14 protein-coding genes and 1 tRNA gene are annotated in these 12952 nt (G+C 26.5%); 7 read left to right on the top strand and 8 right to left on the bottom strand.

Going from position 1 to position 12952, the window contains the following annotated elements:
• Positions 1–145: 145 nt before the first annotated feature.
• Genes ACXYRP_RS04010 through ligA form a run of 3 tightly spaced genes read right to left on the bottom strand, consistent with a single transcriptional unit; the run spans position 146 to position 3500 of the window.
• Positions 146–421, bottom strand: coding sequence for a hypothetical protein (locus ACXYRP_RS04010; protein ID WP_458614042.1), 276 nt, complete (start codon positions 419–421; stop codon positions 146–148).
• Position 422: 1 nt separating this feature from the next.
• Complete coding sequence (locus ACXYRP_RS04005; RefSeq protein WP_458607638.1) at positions 423–1478, bottom strand: DNA cytosine methyltransferase; 1056 nt, start codon at positions 1476–1478, stop codon at positions 423–425.
• 9 nt (positions 1479–1487) lie between these two features.
• On the bottom strand, positions 1488–3500 hold the full coding sequence (gene ligA / locus ACXYRP_RS04000; RefSeq protein WP_458615266.1) for an NAD-dependent DNA ligase LigA: 2013 nt from the start codon (positions 3498–3500) through the stop codon (positions 1488–1490).
• 69 nt (positions 3501–3569) lie between these two features.
• Here ligA and ACXYRP_RS03995 point away from each other — a divergent pair, with 69 nt between their 5' ends.
• The 3 genes from ACXYRP_RS03995 (at position 3570) to rbfA (ending at position 5691) form a co-directional block, all read left to right on the top strand.
• Complete coding sequence (locus ACXYRP_RS03995) at positions 3570–4697, top strand: trigger factor-related chaperone (protein ID WP_458615265.1); 1128 nt, start codon at positions 3570–3572, stop codon at positions 4695–4697.
• Between the two features lie 10 nt (positions 4698–4707).
• Complete coding sequence (locus ACXYRP_RS03990) at positions 4708–5280, top strand: PTS sugar transporter subunit IIA (RefSeq protein WP_458615264.1); 573 nt, start codon at positions 4708–4710, stop codon at positions 5278–5280.
• 69 nt (positions 5281–5349) lie between these two features.
• Positions 5350–5691, top strand: coding sequence for a 30S ribosome-binding factor RbfA (gene rbfA, locus ACXYRP_RS03985; protein ID WP_458597965.1), 342 nt, complete (start codon positions 5350–5352; stop codon positions 5689–5691).
• A 71-nt stretch (positions 5692–5762) separates the two neighbouring features.
• On the opposite strand, the gene ACXYRP_RS03980 is transcribed toward rbfA, so the two are convergent.
• Both ACXYRP_RS03980 and ACXYRP_RS03975 read right to left on the bottom strand, forming a co-directional pair.
• Positions 5763–7583: a R.Pab1 family restriction endonuclease gene (locus ACXYRP_RS03980; protein ID WP_458615263.1), complete on the bottom strand. Its 1821-nt coding sequence runs from the start codon at positions 7581–7583 to the stop codon at positions 5763–5765.
• A 76-nt stretch (positions 7584–7659) separates the two neighbouring features.
• Positions 7660–8502, bottom strand: coding sequence for a Cof-type HAD-IIB family hydrolase (locus ACXYRP_RS03975; RefSeq protein WP_458615262.1), 843 nt, complete (start codon positions 8500–8502; stop codon positions 7660–7662).
• A 59-nt stretch (positions 8503–8561) separates the two neighbouring features.
• Between ACXYRP_RS03975 and ACXYRP_RS03970 the strand changes: the two genes are divergently transcribed.
• From ACXYRP_RS03970 to ACXYRP_RS03955, 4 genes are read left to right on the top strand one after another with little or no spacing between them, the layout of a single operon-like run.
• Positions 8562–9029, top strand: coding sequence for a hypothetical protein (locus tag ACXYRP_RS03970; protein ID WP_458615261.1), 468 nt, complete (start codon positions 8562–8564; stop codon positions 9027–9029).
• Positions 9029–9562, top strand: coding sequence for a DUF4231 domain-containing protein (locus ACXYRP_RS03965; protein ID WP_458597959.1), 534 nt, complete (start codon positions 9029–9031; stop codon positions 9560–9562). Before ACXYRP_RS03970 ends, ACXYRP_RS03965 begins: the two co-directional genes overlap by 1 nt.
• Positions 9537–9935, top strand: coding sequence for a hypothetical protein (locus ACXYRP_RS03960; RefSeq protein WP_458615260.1), 399 nt, complete (start codon positions 9537–9539; stop codon positions 9933–9935). Before ACXYRP_RS03965 ends, ACXYRP_RS03960 begins: the two co-directional genes overlap by 26 nt.
• Positions 9935–10963, top strand: coding sequence for an HAD family hydrolase (locus ACXYRP_RS03955; RefSeq protein WP_458615259.1), 1029 nt, complete (start codon positions 9935–9937; stop codon positions 10961–10963). Before ACXYRP_RS03960 ends, ACXYRP_RS03955 begins: the two co-directional genes overlap by 1 nt.
• A 135-nt stretch (positions 10964–11098) precedes the next feature.
• Here ACXYRP_RS03955 and ACXYRP_RS03950 read toward each other — a convergent pair.
• From ACXYRP_RS03950 to ACXYRP_RS03940, 3 genes are all read right to left on the bottom strand, one after another.
• A tRNA-Ser gene (locus tag ACXYRP_RS03950) sits at positions 11099–11189 on the bottom strand.
• Between the two features lie 75 nt (positions 11190–11264).
• A complete protein-coding gene (locus tag ACXYRP_RS03945; protein WP_458615268.1) occupies positions 11265–11873 on the bottom strand; it encodes a UpaP162 family type II restriction enzyme in 609 nt (202 codons plus the stop codon).
• A gap of 76 nt (positions 11874–11949) precedes the next feature.
• On the bottom strand, positions 11950–12822 hold the full coding sequence (locus tag ACXYRP_RS03940) for a DNA cytosine methyltransferase (protein ID WP_458615267.1): 873 nt from the start codon (positions 12820–12822) through the stop codon (positions 11950–11952).
• Between the last annotated feature and the right edge of the window lie 130 nt (positions 12823–12952).

The raw sequence follows: 12952 nt of genomic DNA, 5'->3' as shown, positions 1-12952 counted from the left end.
TCTTTTGGTGTAATAGCCAATGCTTCTGAAAACCTTAATCCTGTTTTAGCTATCAGCAAAATTAATCAATCTATGTTTAAGCACCTGTATTCATTTGTCAATAAAATCTCTGCCATAAGAAGTCATAATAACTATTTTTTCATTATTACTTTTTGATGATTTTTAGGAATCCATAAAAAACAAGGTGAGTAATCAGATGTATTGCAACTGTTTTATTTTCAGGTTTATTCATTTGTTTAAAAATTAAGACTTTTAATAAATTAATATATTTGAGTTTAAATCCTGATGCATCTACATTGTTTTTAAAATAAGATAAGGTTGAAAAAGTATACAGAGTAGAAGTAGAAAACTTTTTAGGATTTAGATTTAATATGCTGTCAAAAATTTGTTTATTACCTGGTGATTGTCAAAAATCTTGCATCTTATTTATCTAATTTATCCTTATTTTCTTTTAAAATACCATAAAAAATCTTCGGTGGTACACATTCGCCGATAATATGTCTAATATTTGAATCACTTACATCATCAGGTAAAACAAAATCATCAGGTAAACCTGTTAAAAGTAAAATTTCTTTGATAGTTAAAACTCTTGCATCGCTATAAAAACCATCTTTATATCTACCTGGATGTACATTGTTTTGTGAAGAAATTGAACCATTTGCCATTGTTATAGTCGGAGCAGGTTTATCTCATGAAATTCTTTTATATGTTGTAGAATAACCTTTGATTCGTTCTCCATTTTTCTTGACAGGAAAATACTTTTCGTTAAAATGGGCGCTTTTTCCACTTGGTGTATGTTTCATTCATTCAATGTGTCTGTCATTGTGAACGGAAGCATTGTGATATTTTATATCACTTCTTTGACCTGATTCTAGGCTTGGTAGGTGTCTGATTACTTCTTCTACAGTCTTTATCTTTGTGGGGTGTGGTATTTGTATATCTAGGTTGCTAATGATAATTACAGCACGTTTACGGTCTTGTGCAGTGTCAAAATCTTTGGAATTTAATTTATAAAAATCGATGTGTTGATATAAACTACTTAATTCGTTTTTTAAATATTCTTTGATATTTATAAACTTGTTATTTATCATTATCTTTGTTGTATACATCTGAATTACATTTTCAATAATAATAAGTTTAGGTTTTGTTTGTTTGATAAAATCTACAACATATGTAATCAATAGATTTCTAGGATCATCTATCTTTCGTCTTCCGGCTAGTGACATCCCTTGACAAGGAGGTGTAGCAATTAAAATTTGATTATTAAGTTGTTTGTGTCTTAAAACCAATGAATCAAAGACATTTTTATCACTTATATCACCGATTATCATTTTTGAATTTGGATATAAAAAATCGTGTATATATGCTCTTTTAGCTATCAATTCATTAGATAAGGTAACATCAAAACCAATGTTTTTTAATAAATATGTTCCAATCCCAGCGGAAGCGAATAAAGATGTAATTCCTATTTTCTTCATATATACTTTCTAGATTTTCATCATTTGATTAAAATAATCTTCATTTATAACTTTTATCCCTAAATCATAGGCTTTTTGTAGTTTTGAACCAGCATTTTCTCCAGCGAGTAAAAAGTTAGTATTCTTCGAAATGCTTGATACCACTTTACCACCATTTTTGATAATTTCATCTTTGAAAAAATCTCTGGATTTGCTTAAGGTTCCTGTAATTACAAAATTTTTCCCTTTTAATAAATCAGATGTTTTAATATCATCGTTGATATATTCAAAAATACTATCAAGTAGATGCATTTCTTCAAGAATATTAGGGTTTTTTATAAAACTTTTGATGCTATCAATTATTACTTGACCGATTGTGTTTATTTGTAACAAAGAATCAAGATTTATTGTTGTCAAATCAGTTAATTTAGTTAATTTTACTGCAATTAATGCTGCAGCAGTTTTACCGACATTTGGGATACCGAGTGCAAAGAGAGCATTTGCTAGTTTAATAGACTTTGATTTATCAATTGAACTTAAAATATTATCAATTTTTTTATATTCTTTGTTTTTACTCTTAGAATTACCAAAAGAAGGAAGTTTAATGATATCATTTTTATACTTATTTAGCATATATATAGAAGAAAAAGTATTAATATATCCTTTTTGATAAAATAGCTTAATAATTTCATTTCCTAAGGATTCAATATTAACACACTGCTTTGAACAAAAATGAATCAAAGCACGTATTTTTTGTTCTGGACAGTGTTGATTAATACAAAATTGATCAACTAATGAATCATTTTGATGTAGTAGCTGATTACAAGAAGGACATTTTGTGACTTTTTTAAAAATACCATCAGAATTTTTATGAACTAATGCAATAACCTTTGGAATAATTTCACCTGATTTTATTACTAAAACATCATCGTTGATGTTAATATTCATATCTTTTATATATTCATAATTATGCAAGGTAGCATTTGATACTCAGGTTTGGTTTAATTCAACCTTGTCTTTGAAATTTGCAACATAGGTAATTTTCCCGGTTCTTCCTACGGTTGCAATAATTTCTTTGATTTTAGCAACTTTTTCTTCTGTTTCGTATTTATAAGCGATAGCATATTTTGGAAATTTAGAAGTTCTACCAAGCGAATCTCAATATTTTAAGTTATTTAACTTTATAACAAATCCGTCACAATCATATTCAAAGGAATTTTTGATCTCTTTGAATTCTTTGATGAAATTTCATATTTCATCAAAGTCTGCAGATGTCTTATTATGCTTGCTGGTGGGTAAATTCAGTTGATTTAGAAAATTTACCACATCGCTTTGTAAATTAATATTATGTAGTATTGGGTCTGTTATATCATATAAAATAATTGATAATCCACGTTCTTTAACAATATTTTTATCTAGCAGTTTTAAAGTTCCGGCAGCAGCATTGCGTGGATTAGCTAGAAGTTTTTTATTGTCAGTTTCCAGTTTTTTATTTAGTTGGTTAAAACGAGTTTTAGATAAATATACTTCACCTCTTATTTCAATTGTTTTTAGATAATTAATTTGTTTAGGTAAGTTTTCAATTTGAAAAACATTTTCTGTTACATCATCGCCTTCAATCCCGTTTCCACGAGTTAAAGCCTGAATCAGTCTACCATCTACATATTTCAAAGAAATAGATAATCCATCAATTTTAGGTTCGCAATTAAATGAAATATCAGAACTTATTTGTTGCTTAATATCATTTAAAAATTTAAAAACATCTTCTTTTGAGTATGCCTTATTCAAAGAAAGCATCGGTTTTTGGTGGATTACTTTAGCGAATTTCTCGTTGTTTCAAGCACCTAATTTTAAAGTTGGTGAATTAGGTAGGATCAGATCTGAAAAAGTCTCTTCTAATGCTTGTAAGCGCTTATATTCGCTATCATATTCAGAATCCGAAACACTTGGAGCATCAAGCATATAATATTCTCAGTCTCATTGATTAATTTTTTCAACTAATTGCTGAATTTGGTGTTTAACTTCTAAATTTTTATCTTTCATTAAATAATTATACAAAACATTTTTATACACTTATTTTATTTATAGTAAAATTTAAATAAAGGAGTTTAAATGAAATATACAATGACAAGCATCTTGGTTGATAAAAACCAATGAATTAATTACCAAAATGAAGCACTAAACTATCTAAATACTACCAAAAAAGGTAAAGTTTCGCAACAAGATATTTTATCATATGCTTCACGTGGTGTTATTTTGCTTGAAAAACAAAAAATATTTACAGATGTACTTAAAGATCGTGAATCTAATAAAGTTGCATTTATGCCTATTGCTGAAAACATTCACATGAATGTGGATTCAATTTCATTTGATTTGAAAACTTATTATTTAGAAAATTATCTAGATGATTTGACCTTAGATTTTAAGCCAACTAATGATTTTGTTTTATCTGACACAGATGAAAAAATAAATAATTTTGTCGATGATTATGTTAAAAACCAATCACCACGTAAGTTCCGTACCACAGATGATATTGAACCTAATGATCATGTTATTTTAGATGCTTTTGATCCTATTTCAAAACGCAGACAACGTTTTGAATTATTAGCAAAAGCAGAAAAAGACAGCACATTAGAAAGTAAGTTAGTAGGAATGAAACCTAAATCAACATTTGATTTTGATTTAGAAACAACTAAATTACAAATTACCATTATTGATGTTTTTTATTACCTTGATGAAAAATTAAATGATGATAATGTAAAAGAAATGCAGATACCGGGTGTTTTCGATCTTAAATCATTAAAAGATTTTATTTTTTATACTACAAAAGAAGAAGTGGTTACTAATTCATTATTTACTTATGGAATGAACATTTATAAGGAAATAAAGAAATTTAATAAACCGATTGATTTTCCACAAGATTTAATTCAAAGTGATATTGAAGGATTTAACTTTGATGAAAAATTCGAAGGTGATAAGGTTGCAATAGTTAAAGAAACATTAACTGACTTCTTTTGATTAAATGTTATTTCTAAAAAGTATGATATTTTTATCTCAAATGAAGAAATTAAGGAAGAAATTGCAAAAGCAAAAGCATCATTAAATCCTGTTATGGATGAACAAATTGATCCACGTCGTATTTCTGATGCGATTTTAATGCAAAAACTAGGGACAATTTTCTTTAAAAAGTATCATTCTGATACATATATAGAAGTCGAAAAATATTTAAGGTTTAAATAGAAAGGATGTTATGTTAAGAGATTGCATAGCAAAACTATTTGGTAGAAAATCAAAAAAAACAAATCAAGAAGTTAAAACAAAAGAAATAAATCAACCATCAAATGATGTAATTCATAGTCCAATAAAAGGAAAATTTGTAAACCTTTCTGATGCTAAAGACCCAGTTTTTGTTAGTGGTGCTTTAGGCGATGGATTCGCAGTTGAATTTGATCATGATTCTGGTGTTGTTCCTGTGTTTTCACCAGTTGAAGGTGTAGTAGAAATGTTATTTGCTACCAAGCATGCTGTAACAATCAAAGCAAATAACAATGCATTAGTTTTCGTTCATATTGGAATTGATACCGTCAAACTTGATGGACAAGGGTTTGAAAGTGTAGTTAAACAAGGTGATAAAGTTAAAGTTGGCGAAGTGCTAGTTAATGTGGATTTAGATTTAGTGCATTCAAAAGGTTATACTTCCGATGTTCATGTAACTGTTTTACCTGAAAGTAATTATAAAGCAGTTAAATTCTTAGCAGATCGAAGCACAAGTGATACAGTTGTATTATCTGAACCAATTGCCGAGGTGGAATTAAACAAATAAAAATGTTGCTGAAATTATATTTCAGCAACTTTTATTCACTAAATATAAGATAAATTATATAATTATGTTATGAATGAAATTAATTTAAAACGAAAAGAATCGCAAGTGCATCAATTGATAGCTGATATTCTTGAACATAATATAAGTAATGTAAATATTATTAATCCAACTGTAATGGATGTGAGATTATCATCTGATTTATCAGATTTAAAGGTGTATGTAAATTTTGAATCTAATACAAAAAAAGGACTTATTGCATTAAATAATGCTGCTGGTTATGTTCGTAAGATGTTAGCAAAATCTTTGGACTGACGAAAGGCTCCTACAGTTAGATTCTTTATTGATGATGTTTCTGAAAAAGGAGCAAGAATTGATGAGATACTAAGAAATATAGAAAAAGAAAAACAATAAAAAGTGATTAATTATTTTCAAAAACCCACTTTGCGGGTTTTGTTTTTACTCTTAGAGTTTTTATTACTTTCTTATGATGCTACATTTTCATAAAGTTCATTTTGTTTATATTTTAACACAGAACTTAATATTCTTATAATATCTGTGTTATGTTCTTTTGATAAATTAGCAAAAAGCAAAATAATGTGTATAAATAAGTCTGTATATCTTTTTCTATCTATGACATAATTAATAACAGAAGTTTTGGATATGGCTTTACCTATAATTGGTTCATTGTTTATTACAAAATTTTTTGCTGATAAATTTAAAAACAACATTGCTTGTGTTCCAATTGCTTTCTGTTTATAATCAATTTTAATTTCTATGAAGTCATTATCAATGTATTCACTAATAAAACTAGGTTTTATTACATCAACGGTTTGAAAACTAATAGGCAAAATGATTTTAGGATTTTCAACCCTTTGTTTTCTTGTTATTTTATATTCATCTTCAATGTATGTTTTAATTGATTCGACTTTATTTAATAAATTTGTCAAAAATTCTAAATCGATAAATCCTTTATTCAACCCTCAATAAAATATATCAGATAATTCAAAAATATATTTATCTTCATCCTTGTTATTTTTAAAAGCAAGTTTATAAAGAGAAGGTTTGCTGTAAAAGTCTTCTACTTTTTTATCATATCCTATTTGTATTTCTAAAAAATCTTTATCAGTAATTACTTGTGATGCAGAAGGTTTTATTTCACCTTGTTCAAAATGTTTTTCTCTCTTTTTAAATCTATATTTTCCAGAAGGTGATATATTGGTGAAATTTCAAATTAATTTGTCGGTATATATTGATAAAATAGAATTATTTTCTGATAGTTCTTTTTTAAAAAACAAATCTATTTCTTGGTAGATGCTTTTTTCACCCTTAGTATCTATGTTTTTTCATATTTCTTTATTAACAATTGGAGAAAAATTACCTAAAAAGTAAAACTCATTTTTATTTTTAGAATATCAAGATTTTAATATTTGTAGATATTTGAAGATTTTTAAGGCAGTTCGTCCTTTAACTCTAATAGATTGAGCATTTTCCTGATCTAAAAACCCTTTATTAATTACTAACTGATTCATATCTCTTAGAGTGCTAAAATGAGCATAATTACCTGTAATTGACTTGTCTTTATATTTTGTATGCACATCTTCTATATATAAAAACTGATTTAGACAGAATTTATAATTTGAGTTATGAACCGAAAAAGTAAAGGTTTTTATCTCATCGAAACTCATCCCTTTTGAATCTTTTTTATAAAGAGCTATTATAATAGGAAATTGTGTATTTTTGGATGTATCATTGAACAAATTTGATGAAATTATTATCCCATCTGTAAGAACATAATTATTTTTAAATTGACCTAGTTGATTAAAATTAGATTTTTTAATCAAATAAGACAACGGATGTAAAACACAAATATATTCAACATCCAAATGGTTAAACATCTTTAAAAAAGAAATTCCCATATCTCGTGCTTTAAATGTATCATTTATTAGCATACTTCCTTTTTGGTTTTTCATATAAAAAGATGTTCAGTTGTTATATGGCGGATTCCCTACAATTAATAATTTTTTATCATTTGTACATATATCACTTCTTTTCAAATCGTTTAATGCATTTTTATTTAATGTCTTAAGAATTTTATAGTTATCTTTAACATAATCATAATAGTATTTGTCGATGTCAACATAAATAAATTTATCTGCAACTTCATCTGTGATGAAATCGCCATTTCCACCAGATGTATCAGCAACAAAATCAAATTCAACTTTATTTCTTTTAATCATTTTTCAAGCTATATCAACAACAGCTTTTGGGGTAAAAAATTGTCCTAACTTAATTTTTTTATTCATAATATCCTTTATAAATTGTTTTACATATCTAAAAATTACTTATTTATATACATTTTATTAAAAAACCTCAAAGAGGTTATTTGTTTTTCTTCAAACCCTGTGAAATAGCACGTTTTAATTCAAAATCACTACGATATAAGTAATCATCAATTGCTTCTGCTAAACCATTTTGTTCTACTGTGGATGTAAAATATTTAGCAAAAGTTCTGGAATATGAATCAGTGTTTTCCATTGCATATGTATATCCTGCTGTTTTGAACATAGAAATATCATTTTGACTATCACCGATAGCCATTACATCATCAACAGATGCATTTAAAAGATTATCGCAAACTCACTTAATACCACTACCTTTTGATACACCTGCTTTTGTTATTTCAATATGTGATTTAAGGTTTACAATATTTAAATTGATACCTCTTTGCTTTGCAAGTTCACAAAATTTATCAACAAGTTCTAATGGTCCATAAGACTCAATTTTATGTAAATCAGATGGTATTTCACCTGTTTCGATTCAGTCGGTATATTCACAAAAATCACTAATGAATTTACGGAAACGATCATCAGCACCTTTTAAATAATATTTATGTGTACCAAAATAATATAAACCTAATCCTAGTTCATCTGCAAGTTCTCAAACTTTTTTCGCTTCTTCTTGTGGAAGATATTCAATATGCAAAATTTCTTTTGTTTGATTATCAAAAATTAACGCACCATTCGAACAAATGATATATCGAGAGTGTACTTTTTCAGCTAAATTTTGAATTTTCGGATATGGTCCATTACCGGTATTAATGATAAAAGGGATTCCTTTTTCAACAACTTCATGAATTTTTGAAACATTTTCTTTTGTCAATTCTTTACTTGGAAAGGGATATATAGTCCCATCAACATCACTAAATATAGCTCATTTTTTCATACCTAAATTATAAAATAATTTATTAATTACATACACTTTTTATTATAAAATATAATAATATGAATTTAATTTTAGAAAAACTTAAACAAAAATATGATATAGATAAGCGATCATTGCGCATTTATTCGATTGTTGATTCACTGTTGTCATCGATTATTTCACTACTTAGTATTGCATCTATTTCAGTTGCTATTTATGCATTAGTGGCGCTGGTCCATAAAGGAAACGAAGATAAAAAAGTTTTTGAATCAACATCTTATATTTTGTTAATGGTGCTAGTTGTATTTATAATTTTCTCATTTATTTTGACATTAACCTTGATTATTTATAAATATTTTGATCGTTCTGCTAAGTATAAAAAAATTGTTAATACTTTAAAATACCTTGATTTAAAGTATCATAGCAACCAAATTTCAAAGGCTGATTTAGAAGTGATTATTGATAAACTTTGAGAAAAAGCAACTAAGAAAAAGAAAGTTGGTATAGGTAAAATTCTTAAAGCAGAGTTTCAAAGAGGGATAAAATAATGCAATCAAAACGAGATTTAACTCCAAGAAAAATGTATGGGAAAATTATCAAAAATGCCAAAATCAAAATGTATGTCTATGGAGTTTTTTATTACATTTTAAACCTTATTACCATTATCACAGCTTTTTATATTAGTATCATCGCGATATTGTTTTTAGCAGGGAATAATCCACACTTTTTAAACAATGTCAATCCATATAAAAACGAGTTCATTAATAATTCATCGAACTATATTTTATTAACTACAATTATTAACTCGGTTTTATCATTAATATCAGGTATTTTGTCTTTATTTGTCGTTAATAGTAAGTTTATCTTTTATAAAAAGAAAGTTAAGCAACTTGAAATGGAATATGTATTTTATAAATCAAAATTGTATTTATATACACATAATAATGACACCAATAAATTTATTTTATACAAAAGAGCATTACATATTTTAGAAACTGAAAGATATAAATCAACAGCATTATTAGACATTCAAGATTATCAAAAAGGAAGAAAAAATGAGCAAGATCAAACAAGTTTATAATTCAATAGCAGTTATCCCAAAAATTCATATGATGAAAAATTATGTGCAAAAAAAGTATGTTCTTTGAAGAACAATATTCATACTTTTAAGTATTTTATCAATAGCAGTATCTGCATCAGTTGTGGTATTAAACCTATATTCAATTCGTTGAAATAGTTATCCAAATGAAACAATGGCTATGTTTGTTGCTATTTCATTTATTTCTTCGATATCAACATTCTTAATTTCAATTCAATCTTTTTTAAACTTATCAAATCGTAAAAATAAATTAAGAGACAATTTAGCTAGATCAAATGAAATAACATTGGAATTAAAAGCAAAAACAGACTTATCACAAGAAGATATTGATAACATTTCGGAATTATTTAGCTAATGCAACTAAGATTTTATTTTAAGGATTTAAGTTCAATAACAGAAAATAAACTTAGCAAAATCCAAATACAATGCAAGGATTTTGCTAAGTTTAATTATATAAATAAGGTAATATGTTTGTTTAATGCAAATAATGAAATTTTAACTAAAATACATAGTATACAGTTGAATAAGGAAAATATATATGATTTAAAAGTTATGAAAATTAATTTTAATTTGAATGATATTGATACCTTTGTTTTTGATTTAGATGGGACATTATTGACATCCGATTTTAAACTTTTAGATGCACAATTGAATGCATTAAAATACTTAGAAAGCAAAAATAAAAATATTATCATAGCAACCGGAAGACCCAAGTTTACCATTCAATCATTTATCCATCATATACCAACTCAGTTTCCACTAATTTTAGCAAATGGTTCGATGATATATGATTTAAAAAATGATAAACTGGTTAAATCATTTGATATCTTAAAAGAAGATGCATTTGATTTATATGATAAATTAATTGAATTAAATTTTGATTTTTTGTTCTATACTAAAGATAAAATGGTTGCATACAATACTCACTTAAGTGATTTTTATATAAAGAAAAATTATCCTAGCAGAGTTAAAAAAGGTAGATATATAGAAGCAAAAGTGGATTTAAAACAATATAATTGACAATATTTTAAATTCTTAGTTGTAAGAAGACAAAACGATGAAGAGATGTTTATTGAACTAAAAGAATACCTTAAAAATAAAGCAAATATTACTGGTGTAGTATCACAAAAACAATTTTTTGATATCACATCCAAATTTGCAACCAAAGGTAATGCACTAAAATGGTTGCTGGATAAATATAATTTAGATGCAAATAAAACAATGGTGTTCGGCGATGCTGAAAATGACATATCAATGTTTGAGATTGTAAGATATTCAGCAACTACAGCTAATTCATTTGAAATAGTGAAAAATAAGGTTCATATGCATCTACAGAGCAATGATGTTGCTTGGTTAGCTGAATTTATAAAGAAAGACACCTAAGGTTAAAAGGTGTCTTTAAATTATTAAAAATTAAAAATTTGTTTAAGGATTTAAAACAAATTTAAGAATGATTTCATTTAAGAAACCAACTTGCTTAAAAAAGGTATGAAAATTTGAATTTAAATATTAAAAAAATGGCGGAACAGAGAGGATTTGAACCTCCGCGGGAGTTGCCTCCCCTACAGTCTTAGCAGGACCGCCTCTTCAGCCTCTTGAGTACTGTTCCATTTGAGACCTAAGTTATTATAACATAATAGGACTTTTACAAAGAAAAAATAAAAAATTTTTTTGTGATGAAATGTTATTGTTTAAGTCTTTTGAATATCTTTTGTAAAGATGCAAAAGTCTTTTGATTTGAAATTGAATCAGTTAGATTAAGTTTATTGTTTTTGAAAAATTCTGAATCAATAATTAATCTCCCAGATTCTGCTTTAAAATTTGTGCTTCAGTTACGGTAATCCTGTTTGTGTTTGTTATCAAAAGAAAATTCGTCAAGTGCATATATTGAAAAATCTTCTATTTTAATTTTATCATAATATGATATTTCTGGTTTAACATCCAAGGTTTTATATTTAATTTTTATGATAAGATAAAAGAAGTTTTTACCTTGCTTTATAAATTTATAATAATCTAATAACAGTTTACTTATAGATGCAACAGCATTATTTTTACTTGTGTTATTTTCAATTTTTATATTAACTAAAAACATAACATCTAAAAAATCTAAGATAAAATCATAACTTTGTGCAGTTGTCTTAGATTTGCGATAAATACTTACATCAAAATCGCAAAATACATTCTTTAGTTTTTGATATACAAATTCTTCTATGATAAATCCTATTGCTGTTGAAGATCGAAGAGTACTATTTTTAGATTCTAATAAATTTAAATCTTCTGCATTAACTTGTATTTAATATTTATACACTTTAAATATATTATGTAACTGACTTATCAAAAGAGATTTATATTTATTTAGTAAATTTCAATTATTCATAAAAGACCTTATTTATAATTTTAGCAATTTCTTCGGATAATTTCGGTGGAACAGCATTGCCAATTTGTTTTAAGATATTACTTTTTGAAGAAGTAAAAATAAAATCATCTGGAAAACTTTGTAATCTAGCAAATTCTCTAGGGGTCATAACCCGGTGTAGTTTTGGATGCAAATGAACTCCACCATGATTTTCTTTTACCGTAGTTGCTGGTCTATCATAAAATTGTCTTCTAAATGCATCGGAATAATTTTTCATCGGTGATTTACCAGGCTGTGTATTTTTAATTTTTTCAAACATTTTAGGTGAATGCTTTGAAAAAATATGATTTCATTTTACATCCTCAGAAACATTTTCTAAATCAGATATAGCATCATATACGGTTTTAATAGGTAGAAAAGTGTTTTCAAGCATTTTAATTACTTTATCAACTTTTTCCTTTTGATGTTGTTTAGCACCGATAAAAATCACTCTCTGACGCTTTTGTGGAACACCAAAATTTGATGCATCGAGCAAGATATATTTTGCATAGTAACCAATGCTATGTAATTTGTCAATAATTTTATTTATTACTAAATTTCCATCATGTTCTTTAAAAGAAAGAATTCCTTTTACATTTTCTAAGACAAAAAGACTTGGTTGAATGTCTTCAATTACCTTTATGGTATATTTATAAAGTTGATTGCGATTGTCATCTTTATCTCTTTTACCGGCCATAGAATATCCTTGACAAGGAAAACCACCGATGATAACATCGATGTTGTGTGCATAGTTATTCTTAAGATATTCTAAGACTTTTGGATCTGTAATGTCTTTAACATAAGCATCTTGGTTAAAATTAAGATTATACCTGCATTTCCCACATAAGTGGGATTTTTTATTTGATTATTTAACTCTCTTATATATATAAATATATATAAGAGAAACTTGAAAATTATTTTATTTTTTCTTACGTTTTCTTACTGTTATGTTATAATTTTATTATGAAAAATGAATT

It is taken from the genome of Mycoplasma sp. 5912 (genome assembly GCF_054353835.1).
The sequence above is the reverse complement of the archived record's forward strand: the minus strand, read 5'-3'. Positions and strand labels throughout refer to the sequence as shown.